The sequence below is a fragment of the Reinekea blandensis MED297 genome (genome assembly GCF_000153185.1).
In the GTDB taxonomy this organism is placed as follows: Bacteria; Pseudomonadota; Gammaproteobacteria; order Pseudomonadales; family Natronospirillaceae; genus Reinekea; species Reinekea blandensis.
Map to the genome: position 1 here is coordinate 509255 of NZ_CH724151.1, position 23116 is coordinate 532370.

The following is a 23116-nucleotide window of genomic DNA, read 5'->3' on the forward strand; positions in this document are numbered from 1 at the left end:
TCAATAACACTCGCAAGCAGCTTCGCAACCGTTTTCTCCAGATGCACCTCGTATGAGATACCATCAGGCGCAATTAGCTGCGCTCAATTCGAATTCGATTTCTGAATCTTCTCGATAGCTTCTTTCTTCGTCATAGCTATTTACACATTACGCTCGCCACAGCTCCTAAAAAAAAAGCCAGTGAGTTTTTAGTCCAAAGCTCGGAACGGACGGGTGCTACATCTTGTTCTGTGAAACTGGCACCTTGCTTAATACTTTTGACAACCTTGACTCAACTCGAGCCCTTAATGCTCTATCGGCTTGACATGTTTCTAAGAAAGCCGCTACAGCACAAACTAAGTCATTCACAAAAGAAGACATGCTAATTAGCACTAACCTTTCTTCATTTGTTGAATCAATCATATGTTTGCCACCATCATGATAACCAAACATCAAAGTATCCTGATCTTTTTTATGACGATTGGCCTCAGAACCATAAGTATGTAAATAAGCGCAACATGCAGCGTAAACATCTTTTCCTCGATATTTATAGGACTGATTTTTATGAGCTTTTAGGTAGGTATCAACCCATTTTTCATAATCAGCTCTAGTCACTCCGTCTTTATCGATGGGGCGGTTTAAGGATGATAAAAGATCAATGCAAACAAATGACATAGTCATCGCAGCAGAATGCAAGCCATGCTTTTCACATGATTTTATCTCTTCAATGATCTTTGTTAATGCACTCCAATCTATGTTTGACAATCAGAGTCTTCTTTAAAAAACCGAACAGTTAATTCCTACACCACTGCATACTTTTCATGCGCACATATGTAAATAGTTAATACAATACTATGTCGCTTCTACGTCAGTCATATTGAGAGCCTTAGCGATGCATGTCAATTTGACTATTCTTACTTTTGTGCTCTGGCGCAAGTTTTTTTATACCCAAGCGCTGAATACATCCGGAGTTACTGGTGATGCCACACTTCGAAGATACTCGTTCTCAAGAACACCTCCGGGCTTTTTAATCTTGAGGCCATATATCCGAAAATTTTCCGGATATATAAGCCCTCCACCTTAGTCGGCCAGTACACTCTGTAGTACAGTGCTCCTTTTACGCCCTACCTATTATCCTGTTGAAAAGCCAAACGGCGGAGCCCGATGAAACAGATTCCAGCACAACCTGACGACGCTATAGCGCTTGCCAATCTGCGCGCGGCCGCCATGAAGCCCAGCCTTGAAGCTCTGGGTCGATACGATGAACAACGGGTGCGGGAGCGGTTTTTGAAAACCTTTACTCCTGAAGACACGGTAAAAATCATGGTCGAGGGCCAGCTCGCCGGCTTTTATGTGCTGCGCACGTTGCCCGACCATCTGCTGTTAGACCATCTTTACCTGACACCGGCTTGTCAGGGCAAAGGCATCGGCACAACCCTGTTACAAGAGCTCATTGCCAGCGCCAATACTCAGCAATTACCGATTCGGGTCGGTGCCCTGCGCGACAGCCCGGCCAACCGATTTTATCAACAGCAGGGGTTTAAAAAGACACACGAGGAATCGTTCGACATCTACTATGAGCGTTTGCCCGCTCCACAGATTTCACTGGCGTTGCTAGCCGATCATCCCGATGCGGTGGCTACAGTTGCCCAGTGGTATTTTGATGAATGGGTACAGGGGCGACCCGGCACTTCCGCCCAACAGGTGAAAGCCAAACTGGCAAAGTCTGTTCAACGCAATTCACCACCTCTGTTGTTATTGGCCATGTCGGATCAGCAGGTTATCGGCGCCGCTGAACTGAAACTCCGGGAAATGGAGACTTTACCGGAACTGGAGCATTGGATCGGAGGCGTCTATGTTGACCCAACACACCGAGGTGAAGGACTGGCCCGGCGGTTAGTGGAGGACCTGAAACACCGAGCCGCAGAAATGGGCATTCGCCAACTGTATCTGCAAACCGAAAACCTGACCGGTGGCCTCTATCTGAGCTGTGGTTTTACCCCAATGCAAACCGTAACATACCGTGGCCTTCGGGTTCTGGTTATGGTTTGCGAACTGACGTAAGGGCGACAGCATCGCATGAAATCGCTAATCGATATAACAGACCTGACCCGTCAGGAGATCCTGAATATCTGGGCACGGGCTGACCAACAACCAGCCCCCTTTGCCAACAATACCGTTAACGTCGCGTGGTCGTTTGAAGGCAATGGCATCCGAACGCGCACCACCTTTGTTCAGAGTTTTCAATCTCTGGATGCGTCCTATGTTGAGCTGCCCAACCTTCTGAAAACACAGGAGTCCGTGATTGATCTGGCGGGCTATCTGGATCCGTTTTACGACCTGTACGTCATCCGGGACCGGCAACATGATCGTCTGCAAGCCTTCGCTGAAGCGTCAACGCGTCCGGTGATTAATGCCATGTCATCGCTGGCGCATCCGTGTGAAGTTTTGACCGATGCCGCCTATCTGGCACATCGCTTCGGCAATCTGGAGAACCTGCGCATTCTGTTAGTGGGGCCACTGACCAACGTCTTTCGCTCCTGGCATGCGTTGGCCGCTGTGTTCGGCTGCACCGTGACCCACGCCTGTCCCAAGGACTATCAGGACTCTCATTCGGCCGTTCGCTACCTCGAATCAATCACTGGGACTTACGACGTTGTCATCACCGATGCCTGGCCTGAAGCGTTTAACGATCGGGCGTACCAACTGACACCCCAGCGCCTGGCCGATCTGGGCAATCCCGTATTGTTGCCGACGCCACCAGTATCGGTTGGGCGAGAGCTCGCCGAGCCTCTGTCCGGGTACCCGACATTTGCCGGCTACCAACAGAAAGCCTGGTTGTTACCTGTGCAACGTGCCATCATTTCGCAGATGATAGAGGCGGCGCCATCCGCCTGAGGCCAACCCCAACCAACGGAAGTTAATGATGTCGCTGTTCCTGCAAATCTGGGGAGGCTCTTGCTACCTGCTCAATAAAATTCTGTTTTCGCTCGCCGAAAATCAACAGAAACTGCTGCGCAAACGCCTGCAGCTGGTTGGCTGGGTGGTTTACATTCTCGGTGTGCCGGCCTGGGTCATTGTCCTCGTCTCGAAGGACAACTGGATCGCCGCGTCCATTGAAGCCGGTGGCATTCCGGCCATGCTCTTGGGCTTGTACAACACCTATCACGATTACCTAAAGCCAAACCGGCTGTTCAATGCCATCGTCACGGTTCTCACCTATACCTCGCTGGCATTCGGAGTCAGCGTCAGTCTGATTCACCACCATGGCCTTTCGTCTTTGTCTCAGGTTCTGGAAGTGGGCGTGATGCTCGGATTTTTGTTCGGCAGTTATCTGATGGCCAAGCGCAATCCGAAAGGCTGGTTGTTCTTTATGTTAATGAATGTAAGCATGGCCTCACTGATGCTGTTGCAGGACAAATGGATCTTAATGGTTCAGCAACTGGTGTCTCTTATGTTCGTGATTTATGGTTACCGGCAGTCCGTTCGGAAACTGAGTGTCCACTGATGGCAGGTCGACCCCGCGCCATACAAAAGGAAACGCACGAGATGAGCTTCACCACAATTCCTGTGATCCGTATTTTTGACGAAGAAAAAGCCAAAGATTTTTATCTGGGGTTTCTGGGGATGACCCTCGACTGGGAGCATCGATTCGACGAAGAGGCACCCATTTATCTACAGGTCTCTCGAGACAATCTGATTTTTCATTTAAGCGAGCACTCAGGCGATTGTTCACCCGGCAGTAAAACCTTTGTGCATGTCAACGAGTTGGAGGCGCTCTTTACGGACCTGGTATCCAGGAATTACCCCTTCAGCAAGCCGGTTATTGAAACGGCGCCGTGGGGTGATCGTTGTTTCACTGTCATTGATCCGTTTTCCAACCGCATTCTGTTCAATAAGCCGTCTGCACAGCGTCGCTGAACAATCCTTCAGTACTTAAACAACACACAAAAAAGGCGTCCTAAGATGCCTCAGACTGATGACAAAGTTCACCACTGGTTTCGAGACGATAAAAAGGTAGCTTTCAAATGGACGTCGAAAACATGGATGTTTTCGTCGAGCGTATCAGGACGATACTTGCAGCGATCCATTTGAGAGCTACCTTTTTGTCGGCGGGGTTTATCAAAAAACTGAGGCGTCCGAAGACGCCTTCATCGATTTTTACCGGGCTTACTTAATGTACCCGTCACGAACCATTTCCCGGCGGACCAGACGACTGGAACGATCCAGTGCCTGTTCTACCGTAGTCTTACCTTCCAGTGCTGCGGCCAATTGCTCCGCAACCTTATTGGCAAAAGCCTGGAACTTTGGAATGGTCACAAACTGGATGCCGGTGTAAGGGTTCTCTTCCAGTGTCGAATCTTCTGGCGTGGCTTTGTTCATCTGTTCTAAAGTGGTTTGAGCAAAAGAAGCTTCGGCCATGTACTGCGCATTTTCATACGTTGAGTTACGGGTACCCGGTGGCACCGCGGCGATACCAAAGTTTTCAGCAACCAACGCCGAATATTCTTTAGAAGTCGCCCAGGTAGCAAACTTCATGGCGGCGTCTTTGTCATCGGAACTGACAGGAACCGCCAACGCCCATGCCCACAACCAGCCGGAACCTTTTTCAGTCACCTGAGACGGCGCCGGAGCAAAAGCCATTTTATCGGCAACCTGGCTTTGCGAAGGATCGGTGACAAAGCTGCCAGCCACGGTCGCATCGACCCAGAAACCACATTTGCCTTCGTTCATCAGAGACAGGTTTTCGTTGAAGCCGTTTTTGAACGGTTCTGGTGGTCCATAGTTGGTTAACAGATCGACATAGAAGTTAACCGCCGTGACCCAGGCATCGCTGGCAATCTGAGGCTCCCAGGAGGTGTCAAACCACTGACCACCAAAGGCGTTGGCAACGGTCGTGATAAAGGCAACGTTCTCACCCCAACCCGCCTTACCCCGTAGGCATGCACCGTAAACGCCATTGGCCGGGTCATGAATTTTGCTCGCGGCTTCGCGCATAAACTCCCACGTCGGTTGAGCCGGCATGGTGACGCCGGCTTTGTCGAACAGATCTTTGCGATACATGGTCATGGAGCTTTCGCCATAGAATGGCAGAGCGTACAGTTTTCCATTGGCAGACAAACCGTTTTTCACGGAGTCAAAAAGATCGTCGATGTCGTAACTGGCCGGCAGGTTTTCCATCGGGACCAGCCAGTCGTTCGCCCCCCAGATGGGTGTTTCGTACATGCCAATGGTGATCACATCATACTCGCCACTGCCCGAGGCAATGTCGCGGGTGATGTGCTGGCGCAGAGTGTTTTCATCCAACACTTTCCACTCCAGGGTAATGCCCGGGTTTGCCTGTTCAAAGGCTGACGCCAGCCCTTGCATACGCAGCATGTCCCCATTGTTTACTGTACCAATGGTCAATACTGTTTCGGCGTAAGAGGTTGCGGCGACGGTGCAAGCCAGCCCGATGAAGCCAGCCCGGAGGCCACGTGTGATTGCTTTCATAAATGGTTTTCCTCTGGTCGTTAATTCTGGAGTTCACGCTTGTTCAATTTTAAAAACCGTAATCATGTCGCGAAGGTCATCCGAGACATGGCCGACTTTTTCGATGTTCATGGTGACTTCATTCACTTCATTCTTGGTGTCTGAAGCCGCGTCTGAGATCGCGATCATTTGTCGGTTGATTTCGTCTGCTGTGGTGCTTTGGTCCTGCGCAATACTGGCAATGTGATCGGTGGACTCACTCAGTTTGGCGATGGACGTATTGAGTTCGATGAAGATGCCATTCAGCGATGAAAACTCTTCGTCACTGGCGTTGGCCATGGACGAGCCTTGCTGGATGACGGTAACCGCATTGCCAACCGCGACGGTTAAACCTTCGATGATGTTCTGAATTTCACTGGTGGAATGTTGTGTCCGGTTGGCCAAACCACGGACTTCATCGGCAACCACGGCAAAGCCCCGGCCGTGTTCACCGGCGCGGGCGGCTTCGATGGCCGCATTCAACGCCAACAGGTTGGTCTGTTCAGCAATGCCGCGAATGACCACGAGGATTTCATCAATACTGCCGACGGCACTGTCCATTTCCTTGATCACGTTTACGGCCGATTCCAGATGGCCGCGCAGTTCCGACATGCTCGCCTGACTGACGCTCATTTTGGTTGCCGCATTGTCCGACAGATTATTAATGGTGATGACTTCATCTTTCGTTGCCGAGGCCGAACCGGCGACTTCGGTCACAGAGTAAGTCATCTCCTGCATCGAGGTCGCAACCGACTCCAGCTCCTGTGCCTGTCGCTCAACCTGGTCTAACGCCAACTGCGTTAGGGAAGTTGTGGAGTGGCTCAGTTCATTCAGCGTACCGGATTTCTGCATGATGCTGCCGACCATGGCATTAAGCTGCGTATTCACTTTCTCGGCCGCTTTGGACAAATCGCCAAACTCATCGTGATTGTGCTTTTTAAACACGTAACGCAGATCACCTTCGGCAAGATCGGACAACGCGTTCATCACGTCAGATAATGGACGGCGGATGGTTATGATCATCAGGAACGACAGGACCACCGCAGCCCCGACGGCCAGCAAAGCCGTCAACCACAGAACCTTGATACTGGTACTGATGCTGCCCTGCATGTCTTCAGTAATTCGGCGGGCATAATCGTTGGCCTGCGTATTGATCGACTGGACTTTGCTCAGGGTCTCGCTGATGGATGCTTCAATACGGACCAGTCGACTCTGTGCCTGGTCAACGTAGTTCAATGATCGGGCTTTAAGCGCATACATGCCCGGCTGGTCCACATCGTCACTCAGGATCAGTGTGTCCAGCTGGCTGGTCAGATCATTCAAAAACTTAGTGGCTTCCTGGAAGCTTGGATTGTTGGCGACCAGTGAGGTCATTGCCAGGAAGTAACCCAGATGTTCTGTCTGCCAATCGACGTAGGCCGACTTGGAGTTCTCCAACTGCTCCAGGTCAGACACCGTATCGAAGTCTTTAACAATATTCAGCCCGATCAGGAAAGACGAATAGAACTCATAAAGCGTTAACAGCGACTGATCATCCATCGCATCCCAGAACAAATCTTCAAAGTAAGGGGCCAGCGTTACTTCGATTTCATTCACCTGTCCACGCAATTCGACAATGTCCTGCTGCACTGCGAGGTTGTCCAGATAGGCACCACCGCCATTGCGGAACTGTTCCCACAAACGATGGATGTCCGCTTCGAAGGCCAGTAGCTCGTCGTCAGAGATAAAATCGATGCCCGCATTCTGGTTCAGCTGCTCCCGCATGCGGTTCACTGACTCTAAAATGAACGCATAAGAAGCATTGCCATCCGCTTCGATGGTGGCCATGCCGGAAGCTTCGGTGATGTCGGAAATCCGTTTAAAGTCTGCAATGGATTCCAACAGGCGAGTCTGTACCGCCGTCGACTCACTGAGGAGTCCGTTACTGATGGCAATGAGTTCATCGAGGGTGTTAGATGTGGCTGAAAAATTTCTCATGGACTGAACACCCATGAAAATCAGCATGATAAGAATGACGGCAAACCCCATCGCCAACTTCAGCGAAACTCCAATTCTCATGGGAAACACGCGCTGGCTCTTAGCGGAACTTTCTGCGTTCATAAAACGGCTCCAAAACGTCTATGGGCATGTCTCAGACACCGGATAGACTCCTGTTTGAGTTCAGTTGACGCGGATGATCTGCAAGCTTTTCAGACTCAGCTTTGTGGCCCAAACAAAACCGATGACTGCCTGATCGCGTGCAGATCACGCCAACCTGTGTTGATGAGCGGGATACTAAGAATGGATGGGTGGGAAAAGATGACGTGTATCAATAACGCAGAATAAGTGGACACATTTCACTTTATTCACGGCCAGTTTTTGAGTCTGAACCAGTAAAGAGTCCACGCCGACGCCATTTGCTTGACAGTAGAAAAAGAGAAAATCGGCGAGCGTCAAAAAACACTCACCTCAAAGAGAGACGGACACATATGTGTTCTGTTTTTAAAACCTGATCGACATTCTGAATAATGATGCTTGCAATTACTGTTATACGCGGATCATCAAAACCTTAAGCTGATGGCTAATCGTTGATCATAGAAGATCGCCAGATATCGGCCCCAGTTATTAGGTCAACATTGAACGTTTCTCAGGGAATCAAAAAAAACAGAACGCAGGTCAAACACCGGTCTAAAAAACCTGTTGGCAGCACTGAAATGCTGGTAACTTTCCAGCAATATTCAAACAATAAATCTAAGGACTGAGAATGAAACACCTCGCATTGCCGATCGCACTGTCGCTGCTGACACTGACCGGATGTTCCGGCTTAAGTTATCGAGCCACCGTTGAACCGGAGGCTCGCGGTGATGGCTATCTTTGCGATATCAAGGAGTTTGTCTCCATCACCGAAGGTGGGACAAAGTATGAGCTCGTCAACCTGATCAGCGAGCAAGTCAGCAACCGACAGGACTGCAAAGCCGAACAGTTCACGCAAAAATCGCACATGCGCTATATCTTTGTGTCGAACACTCAGGGCTCAACCCGTTATTTCAGTCAGCTGGCTTTTTATCGCAACAACGGAGAATTTGGTGCACTGGAAGATTGGGTCGATCTGAAACCGATCTATAAGGATCTGGAACCACAACTTTTGATCGATTACGCGCAAACCCTGCCTTATGGCTTTGATCAAACGGCCGAAACAATTCACTCTGAGGCGGATTTCTGGTTTAAATCCCGAAGCATCGGGACCGGTGTTAAAAAAACTTGGATACAAAGTCATGACGACGGCGCCAAGCGTACCGACTTTAACGCCGATGGCAGCCAAACCATTCAATGCACTTCCGATGGCATCACCTGGGCAGACTGCTAAGTCATTGATAACCTTTTGACATGCGTGCTGGCTGGCCGGCGCGCGGTTCGCTAAAGTTCACCAAGAATACTTAACTGTCGGGAGACTCTCGTTATGAATCGCTTCTTTCTGGTGATCGCCAGTCTGTTTATTTTTGCTGCCTGCACCCAGGCCGAACCAGACCTGTCCGTGTGGCTCGAAGACGGGGTCATCATCGATACCCGTTCGGTCATGGAATTTGAATCCGGCCATGTTGCCGACGCCATTGTGATGCCCCACGACACCATTGATCAGACCATTGCCAGCGTTGCGCCAGATAAGTCCACGCCCATCATTCTTTACTGCCGCAGCGGCAACCGCGCAGGTATCGCAAAAAGCGTTCTGAACGACATGGGGTACGAAAATGTCGTGAACCTGGGTGGCTTGCAGGAAGCCCAGGCAGCAATAGACGCAGCCCGGTAATAAGCCCCACAAAAAAATACGAGTCGGTTCAGCGGACTTTTAACAGGCGATAAAAGCCAAACACCAACAGTCCGCAACCGACTATTAACAGAACCATCGGCAGGTTCAGCACCCATGGGAGCTTGCCCAGCCACAGATCCAGTAACACACTCATGACCATCTGACCGGCGATGACCAACAAGGTTGCGATGGTCACGCCAAGCTTGGGCACGATATAACTGTTCAGGCTGACATAAAGTGCGCCGATGACACCCCCAAACAGCAACACCGGAGGAACGTCCGTCAGACCCGATGGCCATCCACTGAGCACCAGTAAACACGACAGTGCCGCAAAGCCCACCAGATGGTTGATCCAGGAAGCGTACAGCGCATCCTTCTGCGCCGCTAAGCGTCCATTCAGAGCACGAGCCAGGGCTACAAAAACGCCATTCAACAGCGCAAAAACAATCATCATGCCAGGGCTCCTTTCGCCACAACGATCAGGCCGGACCCGCAAAGTATGGGCACCACCGCCATTAGCCGAGCCCGGCTCACCGGATGCTTTGACAACCCAAACCAACCGAACTGATCGCTGAACAGGCCAAACGACACCTGCCCGACAATCGACAGCACGAGCGTGCCCGTAATGCCGAGAAAGCTGTTCACCGTAATTACCGCCAGAATCACCAACAAGGCGCCACTGACCCCTCCGAGGTACGCCCACCAGGGTACGGCGATAGCGTCGGATTTCGGTAGTGGTCGCTGACGCTTTAACAGTAAAAGCATCGCTAACGCTGCAATAGCGCCAGTGCCATGAGCCACCCACGATGACGCCAGCGGACTGATGTACAGATATAACTGACTGTTCAGCCCGATCATCAATGCCAGGACGGCGCCACCGGCCAAAGCGAGCAAGATCGGTATCCAACGGCTCATGGCCCACCTCATTTATCTTGAATTCAAGATATTATCGGCGTGACTTATCTTGAAATCAAGATAAAATGCCCTTTTATCCTGGAGCCTGTGCCATGCCCTCTGATGCCGTCGACCTTATTGCTGCCCAGTGGCAGCGCGAAAAACCCGACTTATCCACCGACGCGATGGTCACGCTGGGGCGTCTGAAGCGTTGTTCGGTTCTGTATCAACCGCTTCTGGACGCTGTCTTTTCGCAATTTGATCTGACCTCGTGGGAGTTCGACGTTCTGGCGACACTGAGACGTACCGGTGAGCCCTATTCGCTGACGCCGACCGCCCTCTTCTCCGCACTCATGGTGACCTCCGGAACCATGACCCACCGGCTGAAAACGCTGGAGGGCAAAGGTTGGATCATCCGCGAAAGCAGTCCGGACGATGCCCGGCAAAAGCGGGTTCGGCTGACAGAAAGCGGCTTGGCCCGCATTGATGAAGCCTTGCCTGCGCATGTCACCAACATGGAAACGATTCTAAAAGCCTTACCGGAGGACACCCGACTTCGGCTGGATGAGGCTCTGCGCCAGTTATTAGCAGTGTTCGAAGACATTCACTCGAATGCACCAATCCTCGGGAACCAGCTCAGCGACCGCACTCACGGGCTTTAAGCCCGAGTCTTTCAGCGTTCAGACGGGTCATTTTGTATCATTTTCATCCAAGGCAGGTATAATCCGCGCCCTTACTATCAATCGGAACCAGACCAGTGATCGAAAACTTGCGGAACATCGCCATCATTGCCCACGTTGACCATGGTAAAACCACCTTGGTTGACAAGCTGCTTCAGCAATCCGGGACGTTAGGACGCAAAGACCAGGATGCCGAGCGCATCATGGACTCCAACGACCAGGAAAAAGAGCGTGGCATTACCATTCTGGCGAAGAACACCGCCATTAAGTGGCAGGACTACCGCATTAACATCGTTGACACCCCCGGACACGCCGACTTCGGTGGTGAAGTGGAACGTGTACTGTCGATGGTGGACTCAGTTCTGTTGCTGGTTGACGCGGTTGACGGCCCGATGCCACAAACACGCTTTGTGACTTCGAAAGCCTTTGCCCGTGGCCTGAAACCGATTGTGGTCATCAATAAAATTGACCGCCCGGGTGCGCGTCCGGACTGGGTGATGGATCAGGTGTTCGACCTGTTCGACCGCCTTGGTGCGACTGATGAGCAGCTCGACTTCCCGGTCATCTACGCCTCGGCACTGAACGGTATTGCCGGTCTTGATCCGGACAACATGGCAGACGACATGAATCCGCTGTTTGAAATGATTACAGAAGTGGTTCCGGCGCCAGACGTTGATGTCGATGGTCCGTTCCAGATGCAGATTTCGGCTCTGGACTACAACTCCTATGTGGGTGTCATCGGTGTTGGCCGCATTACCCGCGGCAGCGTAAAGCCAAACGATCAGATTTCTATCATCAGTGCCGACGAGTCGGTACGGAAGAACAAAAAAGTTCTGCAGGTGATGGGCTATCACGGTCTGGAACGCGTTGAAGTGTCCAGCGCCAGCGCCGGTGACATCGTCTGTATTACCGGTATCGATCAGCTGAAAATTTCTGACACACTGTGTAATCCACAGGCGGTCGAAGCACTGACACCGCTGTCTGTTGATGAACCTACGGTGAGCATGACTTTCCAGGTCAACGATTCCCCGTTTGCCGGTAAAGAAGGCAAGTTCATCACCTCGCGTAACATCAAAGAACGTCTGGAGCAGGAACTGATCCACAACGTCGCTCTGCGTGTTGAACCTGGTGACTCTCCTGATAAGTTCCGTGTCTCCGGTCGGGGTGAACTGCACTTGTCAGTACTGATCGAAACCATGCGCCGTGAAGGCTTCGAACTGGGAGTGTCCCGTCCGGAAGTGATTCAGCGCGAAGTTGATGGTCAGATCCATGAACCGTTCGAGCAGGTGGTGATCGATGTTGAAGATCAACACCAGGGTGCGGTGATGGAAGAACTGGGCCTGCGTAAAGCTGAGATGACCAACATGGAACCCGACGGCAAAGGCCGGGTTAAGTTGGAATTCCTGGCGCCTTCGCGCGGTCTGATCGGTTTCCGTGGTCTGTTCCTGACCCTGACCAGCGGCTCAGGCATCATGACGAGCATTTTTGATCATTACGGTCCGGTGAAACAAGGCGACGTCGTCAGCCGCCAGAACGGTGTGCTGGTTTCCATGGTGAAAGGCAAGACGCTGTCTTACGCCCTGTATACGTTGCAGGATCGCGGACGTCTGTTCCTCGGTCACGGAGAAGACATTTACGAAGGTCAGATCATTGGTCTGCACTCTCGTGCGAATGACCTGGCGGTTAACCCGACTAAAGGCAAGCAGCTGACTAACGTCCGTGCTGCAGGTACCGATGAAGCGTTGACACTGACACCGCCGGTACGCCATACGCTGGAACAGGCTCTGGAGTTCATCGAAGACGACGAACTGGTGGAAGTAACGCCGGAAAGCATTCGTTTGCGTAAGAAACTGCTGACCGAAAACGAACGTAAACGTGCCGGTCGCGGCAAGTAATCGGCTTATCCCGAACATCAAAAAGGCTCGCCACGGCGAGCCTTTTTTGTGCTACCTGACCCATCCTGAAATCAGTAGCTCATCGATTTAACGCGATGGACACAGGTGAATAACTACCAGTTCAACCCAAAGCCAAACGACAGCGGTGCATGCGTCGACCAGGTAATCAAATCATTCGTCGCGCCGATTGTGGTTTCCGACGCATGAAGGTAAACCGTAGGTGTATAAACAGCTTCTAACGAGAATGGCCCCAGCATGACATGCATACCCAACGGGATGCCCAGCCCGAATATGCTCAGGTTATCGCCATCAAAGGTTTCGTAGCCTATCTTAACGGGCGAGTCGAACTCATACACCAGCGCGGCGGCGGTACCCTGCACCCCGGCAAAGAACTCAATCGGGTCCTGGTCATAAACGGCTTGTACGCCCAGATCGACGCCGACCAGCGCCGGACTGTTATAGCCTTCGACAACCCCATCACGAAACGCGGCTGACTGAAAAAAGAGTGCACCGCGGAACTGATAGACGTCGTCGCTGCCGGTAAATGACATTTCAATCCCAGGACCGGCCCGATAAGCGCCGTAATCCAGATCCAGCGTCTGCCGATAAGAGAAGAGCACACGATTATTGGCAAACCCATCCAGGTCGGATGTCCCCTGCCCGGTAAACCAGACACCACTGGATACGAACGGAGAGAAGTGGACATCGGCGTCCACCTCTACAGGCTCACCTTCGGCCTCAACAATCGCATCACTGAGCTCAGACATGCTCAGATCAACATCATAACGGGACTGACTGGCACAAGCCGTCAGCAACAGGGTTAAGCAAAGGATTACCCATCCATGGTTTCGGGTCATGCTGCAAACTCAACGTCGTCGGAATGCAACCAATAGTAGCCCGCACAATGCCAGACTGAAACTGCCAAAAGTCCCGGAATTTACCCCGGATGAACGACTGGGTGATTCAGGTTCAGGCTCCGGAATAACCGGTTCCAAGGTTTCTTCCACAAGCGTCACCTCCGCCGCCGGACTCAGATAAACCACCGAAGGATGACCCGCTTTGGCTGTTATCAGCAGATCGGCATGCGAATCGGCATCCAACGGTGCGAACAGGACAGAGGTCGCACCGGATTGCTCAAAAATGTCTAACAACGCCAGTGCCGAGTTTTCTAAATGCCATAGCTGAACCACACCCTGACGATTCAGAAACAACACCTCTTCCCGACCATCGCCATCCCGATCTGCCGTCGCCAGGGAAATCACATCCCCTGCCGGCAAGGATTGCTGAGATACGACCTGATCGTTTTCCATCTGGAACCATTCAATGCTCGGGTTCTGAGCCGTTCCATCCCGGCCAACCAGAATGTCGGTGGCAAGACCATCACCATCCAAGTCCGCAATGGATAACGTGCGGCTGCGACTGGTGGCCGACCCGATGTCGGTTGCGACGTTTGCAAAAACATCACTGACTGAACCGTTGCCAAGATTCAAAAACAACTCATCGACCTGTTCATAGTTCGCCACCACCAGATCCGGCCAACCATCGCCATTGGCATCCATCAAGGCCAGCGCCCGACTGTCCGACGTTCCGATGCTTTGTTGCAGAACGAAACCACCGGACTGATCATTGAGGTAAACCTCATTGGCACCGTCACGCGCCAACACAATATCCGGATAGTCGTCCTGATTGAGATCGGCAACCAGCATATCCTGCAGATCCGGTCCACTGAACCGTTGCGCGCTGGTGCCACCATCTCGGTAAACATCGACGCCATCTTGCTGAGCAAACAACAGATCGCGCAAACCGTCAGCATCCAGATCAACGTTCGCCGCTGAAAAACTGGTATCGCTGTTGGGCAGGGTCCGTACTGTCGATTCCGTTTTAGACGCCGTATCCAACCGCTTCTGCAAATGATCGCCCGTCGTGACCAGCTCAACAAAGGCGATACCATTGGCGCGTAAAGCAGGCTCAGTACTCGCACCCAGGACATCGTTTTCGAACGTAAAGCTGAGATCGGCGGTCGGATTAGAAATGGCATCTGACACGATCAACGTCAATTGTTCCGTATCGTCAACGGGTGTCGGATCGGTCTGATCACCCGCCACCGTGACCTGCACATCACCGGTCACCGATTGCGCACTGAACACGGTGACAGAGAACGTTTCCGATCCGGTCAAATCGGTTACCGAACAGGTCAGTGTCTGACTGGTGACCTGACTACAACCAGAAGACCAGGTCGACATGGCCAAACCGACCGGCAGCACTAACGTGATGGTCCCACTGGCCTGGACTGCCGGACCTTCGTTGGTCACCGTCAATGTCAGTGTCGTGAGTTCATTCAACGCCAACAGGGGGCGCATGGAACTGATACTGACGGATAAGTTTGCTGATTGGGCATCCTGGACCGTGAGTGGGTAGATCAGGCTGTCTGTCAGCGCGCCATCGCTGACGGTAACCGTCACGTCTTCCGTGCCCAGATCCGCAGCCCCGGGCGTACCGGATAAGACTCCGTTCGATGTGATCGACAACCAACTGTGATCCGAGGTCAGGCTGAAACTCAGGCTATCATTCTCAACATCACTTGCGGTAAACGTAAACTCATAACTGCCTGGCAGCGTGACGTTTGAGACTGGAGTAACGCCGGTCAGCACCGGGGCATCATTGACCGCAGACACCGACACACTGGCGGTAAACGCGGTACTGTCAGCCAGACCATCATTTACCTGAACGTCTACCGACAGCTCACCATTGAAGTCGGCATCAGGAATGACCCGGTTACCACTGACGCTGTAGTTATTACCGGACAGAACCGTCAGAGTGAATTCGTCCGGAAAGATATTGTCGCTGTCCGTCACCGTGAAATCATTGACGGTTAACAGCAGTGAACTGTCTTCCGCCATCGTCAGCGTTTGCTGACCGGTGATCTCAGGTATGACGTTTTCAACGATCGACCAACCGATATCCTGCAACAGCGCGACCGTATGGTCATAGCTGGCATCGCCGGTGTGTTGCGGTTCCATCAGTTCATTGGGGGTTAAGGCGGTGTCAAAATGCGACACGGAGGAGCCGCCTTCATAAGGGTTCGGCGCATACATCTGCACTTCGCCACCATTTACCCCATTGGTTAACTCAGACGCTAATGCGGTCACTTCCGGCCCACTCCATACGAGGTCTCCGGTATCAGTCATCGAAAACAGTCGTTCGGCATTGGTCATACCGGACCAGAGCTCTCCGGTGCTTTTATCTTTCAGCCAACGTGAAAAGGCATCATCCAGTCCGCCGGGTTCCGAGCCAAAAGCGTCGACGAGAGATACGACCCCCAGCCCATGCCCGAGCTCGTGCAAAACCACTTCATAAAAATCGATGTCGGAACCCGGTGGGTTATGATCCAGTCCGTAGTACCAGTTTATGCCATTCAGGCAATTGGCGTTGTCATCAAGATCGCCATTGAAGCTGGCCGTGATGTCCGCCCCCGGATCGTTATCCGCGCCGGTACGGGCGTTAAACAGGGCGACCGGATAAAAGGTGTTGTTTTCCAGTCCATACGCTTCCGCACCCGTTGAATAGTACCAACTGCTCAGCGGCCCGGCCGAACCCAGGGTTGCACTGCTACTGGTACAAAAAAGACTGCCGAAAGCCGCATCCACTTCGATCTTAACCGGGCTGACAACGATGTCTGCCCAGAACTGCGCTGCCGCAGTAAAAACCGACTGTCGGTCCGCGCCATGCGCTGGGTCATCAAACCCCTGATTCAGATTAATAACGAAGGTCGACCCTTGGCCGGTTACTTCGATCGAAGCGGCAGACAGTTGTGCGCTGATCATGGCGGACGCCAACATCGACGTCACTAAAAGCGGTTTCGTCATCATCATTTAATACTCGGTTATGGTGACACTGCCGTCCGCATTCAGCGTGGCAACGGGAACAACCTGATGCACGCCCGTCAGGTCGGCTTTAAACACGCCCGGACGTACCTGATCAATCACCAGATCGTCATTGTCGCGTGAACTCAGAGCTTGAATATCGGCTTGATGCGCATCCGGCAGTTGTGACGATGGAGCGGTCACGGTCGCTGCCTGCAGCGAGTGTTGTATCGCCGTTTCGACCGACGCCATCTCGTCGTGAGCGTGCGCAGTTTCAGCTGGTACCGACAATGTCGAACCCGGTGCCAGCTGTGCCAGCACCCAACCAACCATGAGCAGCGAGCTTAAGGAAAGTAATGACAACAGAATTTTCAAACGTTCACTCCGTGACCAGCGCCAGACGATTTGCCGAAGCCTATAACGTTTTTAAGAGTCCGTGCGTCCAACTGACAAATGAACACATATTTGGGGAAAGTGCCGAGGTTTCGACACCGGGAGCAGAAAACACTGCCATTAAAAAGGGGCCAAACCCGCGTAAAACGGGTGGCCCGGCTATCAGTGACGGGTAACCGTCGCTTGCTTGGATGGATCACCGCCAAGTTCGTCAACCAGCGTATCGATCATCCGGTCAAACAGAGGGTCTTCGGCAATCGGAATGAACTGATCATTGCGCATGGCCATCGCCAAACCAATGGCTGAACGTTCGGCAACTTTGTTACCCTGGTAGTCGGTAAATACATACTTGCTACCCGTACCAATAATCATCGTTAACTGACCGCGCTCGAAGGAACCATCGGACTGTTCAATATCGAACCAAAGTCCTTCGGTCATCGACTCGACCTGATCAAGGTAATAACTGAGGTCAGCGTTTTTAAGCTGAACCACCGGTTCATCGACGGGCAGTGGCAATGGATCTTCAACAACGGCTTCTGCCAGTTCCGACTGTTGCTCAAAGCGATCCAGCTTTTCCTGAGCGTCCCAAACCGACTCGTTGATATCGCCTTCATATAACCGATGATGATTTTGGATGTCATCCAGAACCAGTCGAATGGTGCTGTCACTTAAGTTCGCAGATTTCAGCCCCTGCTCGAAGCCTTGAAGCAATTTAGGCACCACCTTTTCGAAACGGGATGGGTGCGTCACCTGAATGCTGGGCTGCAGCGACCAGATCAGTTCTCGGGCAATACGGGCACTGGTTTGCCAGGCTTTGCTTTCACCCTGCTGATCAAAAATGTTTTTCATCAGCCGGTACCAATGCTTATCGAGCAACTTATGCACGGTGTCTGGCAAATCGGTCACGCCATCCAAGAGCCGGTCCATAAAGATGCGGGCACGATCCTGTTGTTGATGTGTCTGATATTCCTGCTCTTCGACTTCACGTACCTGATCAACGGCCGCACCCTGTTGCTGCTCATAGGTGGTCAGCAGCTCGGAAAACTCATCCAGCAACCGATCAAAGATCGTCAGATCATCATCAAAGTCATGATTGAGCTCGCTGACAATTTTTTCCATACCATCCAACAACGCATCATTTTCGATGTTGGCGTCCGGTTTCCAACCGGTGGCAGCACGCGCCATCCGGTTCAACAACAGCCGTGCGCTGTGGTCGGTGTCGGTGAAAAAGGTTTTATCGATGATTGCGACTTTAATAACAGGTATCTGCAACCGCGCGAGTAGCTGCTTCATGTGCGCGCTCAGATGTTCATCATCGAGTATGTACTCGAATAACATCGCGACCAGCGATACGGTACCCGCTTCCAGCGTGCCTTCAGCCTGTTTGCTGATGGACTGTGCCTGATGCGACGTCCATTGTTTCAAATCGTCCATCTGCTGCGGCGCGGGCGCAGGCTGTGCCTGGAACGTCGACATCGACTGCAGCATCTGTTGCCAGATGGCAGGATCAATCATCACGCCATTGGCATTGCCTCCGGACTGCGGATATCCTGCCGACCCTGAGCCGGAGAAGCCACCCTGACCGCCACCCACGCTCTGGCCACCGGAAAAACCACCGCCTGACCCGGCGAAGTATTGACCCTGAGAACCCGGGCCCGGTGCAAAGCCACCAGAGGATGGTTGGAACCCAGCCAACGACGCACTGATCTGGGCAATCGTCTGCGCATTGACCGGTGAAGAAGAGGTTGAAGCCGATTGAATCAGGCGCAGGTTTGGCAGAATGCCTTCTTCAATCAACCAGGTATTGGAGTTTTTATAAAACGCTTCCAGTTGGGAGATCGCCAGATCATCAAACAGACGAAACAGCATCAACACCGTCTTAAACGGCATGCCCATGGTATCCAGTCGGCGCAACACCAGCTGTCCGAGTGCGCCCGGATTAAACGGCGTCTCTTTATCGCGCAGGGACTTCTCACAGGTCAGCGCCATCATGCGTTCATGGAATGCCAACCATTGATCGCCCGAACGTTCTAAGGTCCGGTTCATGAAACTGTCGACGGCCAGCGTCCGCTCCAATGCGGAATCGTCCATCAATGTCAGTTCGTCTGACGAAGAATAGGCCGCTTCGGCTTCATCGTCTTTAAGTTGCTGAGCACCGCTTTGCAACCAGTCCGACAGGTCACTCAAAATGCCGGCGCGCACCTCCACTTTACGACGGCGCAGTACCCGCAGCTGCTCAAAGTAGTCAGTTGAGTCAACCGTGTTTTTTTCAGCCTGTTTGAACAGGAAATCGTCCGCCGCGCTGAAAAAACGATCAAGCAGAGCCGGCACCGCGTCTTCGTATCGTTCGCTCAACGCGCTCAGACGGCGGCCGTCCGGATGTCGGCGGACAGTCCGGTGCTTGGATAATTCGGTGACGGTGGCGGTACTCATAGAGCAACCCAAATAAGTAGTGAAACGGACCTCAGTTTAGCGTTTTTGCCTGCCGTTTCGCAGTTTTTTAGGCAACGGGATCTCCAGAATGCTAACGGCGTCAAACTTTTCGACACCTGATTAACGGTGATAGAATTTTTATTGACACTTTTTCAGGTAACTTAACCAAAAGGCAGGGAATCTGACGACAAGATGACGGTGTTTTAACTATCCATTGTGACGATGATGCTGGCAAAAATGATCATTTTGCTGAATGATAGGTCACAGGTTGTGCACTCAAACCATGGCACACCTTGCCAGAATGGCGACATCAATTATAACTCCTGACACGGGTAACACGGATGTTTACTGATGAATAACCTCTTACTGGTCACGCTGATTGTTCTGTCACTGCTGTTGCTGGCCGTGGTCATTCGCCTGATTTCAGTGAACAAAGCCCTGGTCAATCAGACAACCCAGAACGGGCTTCTGCAAAAGGCCATTCAGGCCGCCAGCGCCGGTACGTTCTTTTACTCAACCCGAAGCAACGAAACCTATTGGGATGAAAACTCATTGAAGATGTTCGGCCTGGCCGGTCAAGGTCAAATCATCCCGCCGGGTACCTGGGAACGTCTTATTCATCCACTGGATCGGGAAAAAGCACTCTCTGAAATTTTCAATGCCCTGAACGGCAAAGGGCAATTATTCACCCATGTTTATCGAATACTTTTGCCTGGCGGGGAGATCCGGTGGATCAAAGGTACGGGGTTTGTCGTCCGCAACGACCAGGGCGATCCGTTAGAAATTACCGGCTTTCACTTCAACATCACCGGTCAGATCCGGGCCGAGCAAAAACTCAAAGACTCTGAAGCCCGAGCGCGGCAAGCCATGGAAGCCAAAGCGACGTTTCTGGCCAATATGAGCCACGAAATCCGGACCCCCATGAACGCCATCATCGGCATGATCGAACTGCTGCAACACGAAGATCCAAACCAAACCCAGAAGCGTTATCTGGCGACGCTGAGGAACAGCAGTAACGTTCTGATGCGGATTATCGATGACATACTGGATGTCAGTAAAATAGAGGCTGGTAAGCTGTCGTTGGAAAAGAAACCCTTTCCGGTTCGCCAAGTGCTTCACCAATGCTTGTCGGTGTATACGCAGATCAGCAACCGCAAAAACATCCTGTTAACCGGGCGCGTCGATGCCGCGGTGCCTATCCAGATTCAGGGCGACTCCTCCCGCCTGCAGCAAGTATTGATGAACCTGATCAGTAACGCGTTCAAGTTTACGGATCAGGGCCACATCCTGGTGCGTGTCGAATGCACGGAACAAAAGGACCGGCTGCGGTTCAGCGTTGAAGATTCTGGCGTCGGCATAGCCGAGGAAGCACAAGCCTCACTTTTTGAACGGTTCAATCAGGTCGATCAAAGCGCTTCGCGTTCCTCCGGCGGGACAGGGCTGGGGCTTGCGATTGTTCGCGAAATTGTCGAACTCTGGGGCGGGGATGTCTGGATACGCAGCCGCAGCGGGCATGGGGCGACCTTCTTTTTCGACATTCCAGTTCAACAAAGCAGCCGAGCAGTCAACCAGCCAAACCAGCGCTACCTGTTGTGTTCACAGCAGGAGGCGCTTGCACATCTGTGGACTGAAGACCCCTGTGCACCACCGGTCGAGCTGGTGACATCATTTACGCAAATGCATTCGGCAATGTCATCCCAAACCTTTGATCATCTTGTCGTTGACCAGGGGTTTGTTGAACGCAACGGTGCCGAACTCATCGACGATGTAAAACGCACAGCCCCGCACCTCACCGCTACACTCATCGATTTTGAAACTGACATCAGCGGCCAGTCATTACCCGATTCAGTCGACTCCTTTATTGCCAAACCGCACTTCCTGAACCAGATCTGGGAACCTGAACTCTGGCAATCGGAAACGGAATCCCAAGAGGTCACGCCGGATTACAGCCATGTCCGCGTCTTGTGTGTGGATGACAACCAGAGCAATCTGATTGTGCTCGTCGGTTTACTTAAGCGTCTCGGTATTCATGCCGTCGCAGTAGACAGTGGCGCTAAAGCCGTCGAAACCGCTTTGGCCGACGACTTTGATTTGATTTTAATGGATTACGAAATGCCCGGCATGGACGGCCCAAGCGCCACCCGGGCCATTCTGCAAAAGAAAGATCATCTTGTGATTGCCTTGTCGGCCCACACCGAAGAGTTCTTCAAACAGCAGGCACAGGCGGCGGGTATGCGTGGTTTTTTACGAAAGCCCATTCGCTTAGATGCGATTCAAACCATGTTGGGTGAGCATTTCAGTCAGCAGGAGTCACTGCATTAAAAGGTGTGTTGATAGCCGATCACCAGACCCTGATCGGTCGTTAACACCGACACTGTGCTGTTTGCCTGAGGCGATACCAGCCAATGGTTAATGCCGATGGCTAAAGCGGCGCCCGCCAAGACATCCCATTCGTCGTGGCGATTCGCATGCACCCGACTGTAGCCGGTAAAGCTTGCCGCCAGGTAAGCCGGCAAGCCAACATCCCAACCATAGCGTCGAGCCAGAAACGAAGCTCCGGAAAACGCTGAGCTGGTATGCCCGCTCGGGAATGACAGGTTATCTGAACCGTCGGGACGCTCTTTACCGATGGTGTACTTACCCAAGTAGGTCAGGCCCATTGTTGAGCCATAAGCCAACAGCAACTGAGTTCGTCCTTCCGGATCGTCGAGTGTGTAGGTCGCCGTCAGTGCGGTTAATGGCAGTGCCACCTGTAACACGTCACCGGCTCGCTCAATAAACTCATCGGTATCCGCCCACGCTGTCGCTATAGCAAGCAATGTTATGACCATGCCCTGCCGAAACATCCCTGAAGTCATTCTACGCGTCCTTTGTTGTATTTTATTTTGTTTTCCTGCTTTTTGCGCTCGCTCTTTTTAATCAGAACGTACAGGGCGCCAACACCACCATGATGTTTTTGCGCGGTATGAAACGCTAACACTTCCGGGATCTGTTTCAACCAGGTGTTCACACAGCTTTTCAGAAACGCTTTTGGTTCGCTGAGTTCGCCCTTGCCATGAAGAATGATCGCGCTGCGGACATCGTACTTTTGGCAATCCTTAATGAACTGGAAGACTTCACGCCGGGCTTCAACCATTTTTTTCCGATGCAGGTCGAGGCGAGCATCAATGGGGTACTGACCGCGTTTCAAGTTGCGATAGACACCCAGGGAAACCCCGTCAGTACGATAATCGAGTACATCCAGTGGATGCACCAGATCGATGATCTCTTCAGTCAGGTGATTGTCATGGCCCGATTCAACGGTGACCGCCATCTGGCGACGATGGATCAGCGATGGTTCTGGTACCTTGTCTTTAACCACTTCAACCTTTTTCTTGGTTTTCAACGGTTTAACGCCTTTCATCTCTTCCTGAAAGGCTTTGAAGTCATCATCGTCAATCATAGGGCCTCTGCACATCAGCGCCCGGATAACAGATGAAGCGGTCAGGCGCAGCCGGTCATTATAAGTTAAGGTGTCCACAGACGCATCCGCAATCCCGGACACGAAAGCCAATACCCGGCACCAGACTGGCGATCCGAAGCCATCAGCAGTATCCTGAACAGGGTGTAAACGTGCGGTAAAAGGGCCAAACGGACCCTTGGGATTTGCAACGCAAACACGTATTAAAGCCCCTAAGATTA

At 52.2% G+C, this 23116-nt stretch carries 20 protein-coding genes; 9 read left to right on the plus strand and 11 right to left on the minus strand.

The annotated features are described in order from the left end of the window. Positions 1-216: 216 nt before the first annotated feature. On the minus strand, positions 217-744 hold the full coding sequence (locus MED297_RS21865; protein WP_154650906.1) for a hypothetical protein: 528 nt from the start codon (positions 742-744) through the stop codon (positions 217-219). A gap of 399 nt (positions 745-1143) precedes the next feature. Between MED297_RS21865 and MED297_RS22430 the strand changes: the two genes are divergently transcribed. The 4 genes from MED297_RS22430 to MED297_RS10875 are packed head-to-tail and all read left to right on the plus strand — an operon-like array spanning position 1144 to position 3900. After that, positions 1144-2043, plus strand: a complete 900-nt coding sequence (locus MED297_RS22430) for a GNAT family N-acetyltransferase (RefSeq protein ID WP_008044863.1) — start codon at positions 1144-1146, stop codon at positions 2041-2043. 15 nt (positions 2044-2058) lie between these two features. Beyond that, positions 2059-2877 carry an ornithine carbamoyltransferase gene (locus tag MED297_RS10865; RefSeq protein ID WP_008044864.1) on the plus strand — a complete coding sequence of 273 codons (819 nt, stop codon included), beginning with the start codon at positions 2059-2061 and terminating at the stop codon, positions 2875-2877. 25 nt (positions 2878-2902) lie between these two features. After that, on the plus strand, positions 2903-3487 hold the full coding sequence (locus MED297_RS10870; RefSeq protein ID WP_008044865.1) for a nicotinamide mononucleotide transporter: 585 nt from the start codon (positions 2903-2905) through the stop codon (positions 3485-3487). 41 nt (positions 3488-3528) lie between these two features. Continuing rightward, on the plus strand, positions 3529-3900 hold the full coding sequence (locus tag MED297_RS10875; RefSeq protein ID WP_008044867.1) for a glyoxalase superfamily protein: 372 nt from the start codon (positions 3529-3531) through the stop codon (positions 3898-3900). A gap of 249 nt (positions 3901-4149) precedes the next feature. Here the strand turns inward: MED297_RS10875 and MED297_RS10880 are convergent, their stop codons facing one another. Next, positions 4150-5472 carry an ABC transporter substrate-binding protein gene (locus MED297_RS10880; RefSeq protein ID WP_008044869.1) on the minus strand — a complete coding sequence of 441 codons (1323 nt, stop codon included), beginning with the start codon at positions 5470-5472 and terminating at the stop codon, positions 4150-4152. A 33-nt stretch (positions 5473-5505) separates the two neighbouring features. After that, positions 5506-7590, minus strand: coding sequence for a methyl-accepting chemotaxis protein (locus MED297_RS10885; protein WP_083779411.1), 2085 nt, complete (start codon positions 7588-7590; stop codon positions 5506-5508). A 643-nt stretch (positions 7591-8233) separates the two neighbouring features. On the opposite strand from MED297_RS10885, the gene MED297_RS10890 reads away from it, so the two are divergent. Continuing rightward, on the plus strand, positions 8234-8836 hold the full coding sequence (locus MED297_RS10890) for a hypothetical protein (protein WP_008044871.1): 603 nt from the start codon (positions 8234-8236) through the stop codon (positions 8834-8836). Positions 8837-8929: 93 nt separating this feature from the next. Continuing rightward, positions 8930-9277, plus strand: a complete 348-nt coding sequence (locus MED297_RS21305; RefSeq protein WP_008044872.1) for a rhodanese-like domain-containing protein — start codon at positions 8930-8932, stop codon at positions 9275-9277. Between the two features lie 28 nt (positions 9278-9305). Here MED297_RS21305 and MED297_RS10900 read toward each other — a convergent pair whose 3' ends face one another. Together MED297_RS10900 and MED297_RS10905 are read right to left on the minus strand one after the other, a co-directional pair. Then, the gene (locus MED297_RS10900; protein WP_008044873.1) at positions 9306-9731 is read right to left on the minus strand and encodes a DMT family transporter; all 426 of its coding nucleotides are present in this window, start codon (positions 9729-9731) and stop codon (positions 9306-9308) included. Then, positions 9728-10192, minus strand: a complete 465-nt coding sequence (locus tag MED297_RS10905) for a DMT family transporter (protein WP_008044876.1) — start codon at positions 10190-10192, stop codon at positions 9728-9730. The genes MED297_RS10900 and MED297_RS10905 overlap by 4 nt, the downstream gene beginning before the upstream one ends. A gap of 92 nt (positions 10193-10284) precedes the next feature. Here MED297_RS10905 and MED297_RS10910 point away from each other — a divergent pair, with 92 nt between their 5' ends. Then, entirely contained in the window at positions 10285-10833 is a 549-nt protein-coding gene (locus MED297_RS10910) for a MarR family winged helix-turn-helix transcriptional regulator (protein WP_008044877.1), read from the plus strand. Between the two features lie 95 nt (positions 10834-10928). Further along, a complete protein-coding gene (gene typA / locus MED297_RS10915) occupies positions 10929-12746 on the plus strand; it encodes a translational GTPase TypA (RefSeq protein ID WP_008044878.1) in 1818 nt (605 codons plus the stop codon). A gap of 113 nt (positions 12747-12859) precedes the next feature. Here the strand turns inward: typA and MED297_RS10920 are convergent, their stop codons facing one another. From MED297_RS10920 to MED297_RS10935, 4 genes are all read right to left on the minus strand, one after another. Next, positions 12860-13603 (minus strand): hypothetical protein, encoded by a 744-nt coding sequence (locus MED297_RS10920; protein ID WP_008044879.1) that lies wholly within the window; start codon positions 13601-13603, stop codon positions 12860-12862. A gap of 9 nt (positions 13604-13612) precedes the next feature. Further along, entirely contained in the window at positions 13613-16618 is a 3006-nt protein-coding gene (locus tag MED297_RS10925) for an FG-GAP-like repeat-containing protein (RefSeq protein ID WP_008044880.1), read from the minus strand. After that, positions 16619-16984, minus strand: coding sequence for a hypothetical protein (locus MED297_RS10930; RefSeq protein WP_008044881.1), 366 nt, complete (start codon positions 16982-16984; stop codon positions 16619-16621). Positions 16985-17164: 180 nt separating this feature from the next. Next, a complete protein-coding gene (locus MED297_RS10935) occupies positions 17165-19435 on the minus strand; it encodes a DUF1631 family protein (protein WP_008044887.1) in 2271 nt (756 codons plus the stop codon). 351 nt (positions 19436-19786) lie between these two features. On the opposite strand from MED297_RS10935, the gene MED297_RS10940 reads away from it, so the two are divergent. Further along, positions 19787-21757, plus strand: a complete 1971-nt coding sequence (locus MED297_RS10940; protein ID WP_008044890.1) for a PAS domain-containing hybrid sensor histidine kinase/response regulator — start codon at positions 19787-19789, stop codon at positions 21755-21757. Here MED297_RS10940 and MED297_RS10945 read toward each other — a convergent pair. Continuing rightward, positions 21754-22293: a phosphatase PAP2 family protein gene (locus MED297_RS10945; protein ID WP_008044892.1), complete on the minus strand. Its 540-nt coding sequence runs from the start codon at positions 22291-22293 to the stop codon at positions 21754-21756. The two genes, MED297_RS10940 and MED297_RS10945, sit on opposite strands and share 4 nt — an antisense overlap. Further along, on the minus strand, positions 22290-22877 hold the full coding sequence (gene smrA / locus MED297_RS10950; RefSeq protein ID WP_008044895.1) for a DNA endonuclease SmrA: 588 nt from the start codon (positions 22875-22877) through the stop codon (positions 22290-22292). Before smrA ends, MED297_RS10945 begins: the two co-directional genes overlap by 4 nt. Positions 22878-23116: the final 239 nt, after the last annotated feature.

Bases quoted from the DNA above. Each gene is read 5' to 3' on its own strand.
- MED297_RS10940 (WP_008044890.1), top strand. From the start codon at position 19,787: ATGAATAACCTCTTACTGGTCACGCTGATTGTTCTGTCACTGCTGTTG.
- MED297_RS10935 (WP_008044887.1), bottom strand. From the start codon at position 19,435: ATGAGTACCGCCACCGTCACCGAATTATCCAAGCACCGGACTGTCCGC.
- MED297_RS10925 (WP_008044880.1), bottom strand. From the start codon at position 16,618: ATGATGATGACGAAACCGCTTTTAGTGACGTCGATGTTGGCGTCCGCC.
- MED297_RS10885 (WP_083779411.1), bottom strand. From the start codon at position 7,590: ATGAACGCAGAAAGTTCCGCTAAGAGCCAGCGCGTGTTTCCCATGAGA.
- MED297_RS10875 (WP_008044867.1), top strand. From the start codon at position 3,529: ATGAGCTTCACCACAATTCCTGTGATCCGTATTTTTGACGAAGAAAAA.
- MED297_RS10870 (WP_008044865.1), top strand. From the start codon at position 2,903: ATGATGTCGCTGTTCCTGCAAATCTGGGGAGGCTCTTGCTACCTGCTC.
- MED297_RS21305 (WP_008044872.1), top strand. From the start codon at position 8,930: ATGAATCGCTTCTTTCTGGTGATCGCCAGTCTGTTTATTTTTGCTGCC.
- MED297_RS10900 (WP_008044873.1), bottom strand. From the start codon at position 9,731: ATGATGATTGTTTTTGCGCTGTTGAATGGCGTTTTTGTAGCCCTGGCT.
- smrA (WP_008044895.1), bottom strand. From the start codon at position 22,877: ATGATTGACGATGATGACTTCAAAGCCTTTCAGGAAGAGATGAAAGGC.
- MED297_RS10910 (WP_008044877.1), top strand. From the start codon at position 10,285: ATGCCCTCTGATGCCGTCGACCTTATTGCTGCCCAGTGGCAGCGCGAA.
- MED297_RS10880 (WP_008044869.1), bottom strand. From the start codon at position 5,472: ATGAAAGCAATCACACGTGGCCTCCGGGCTGGCTTCATCGGGCTGGCT.
- MED297_RS10865 (WP_008044864.1), top strand. From the start codon at position 2,059: ATGAAATCGCTAATCGATATAACAGACCTGACCCGTCAGGAGATCCTG.
- MED297_RS22430 (WP_008044863.1), top strand. From the start codon at position 1,144: ATGAAACAGATTCCAGCACAACCTGACGACGCTATAGCGCTTGCCAAT.
- MED297_RS10920 (WP_008044879.1), bottom strand. From the start codon at position 13,603: ATGACCCGAAACCATGGATGGGTAATCCTTTGCTTAACCCTGTTGCTG.
- MED297_RS10905 (WP_008044876.1), bottom strand. From the start codon at position 10,192: ATGAGCCGTTGGATACCGATCTTGCTCGCTTTGGCCGGTGGCGCCGTC.
- MED297_RS10945 (WP_008044892.1), bottom strand. From the start codon at position 22,293: ATGACTTCAGGGATGTTTCGGCAGGGCATGGTCATAACATTGCTTGCT.
- MED297_RS10890 (WP_008044871.1), top strand. From the start codon at position 8,234: ATGAAACACCTCGCATTGCCGATCGCACTGTCGCTGCTGACACTGACC.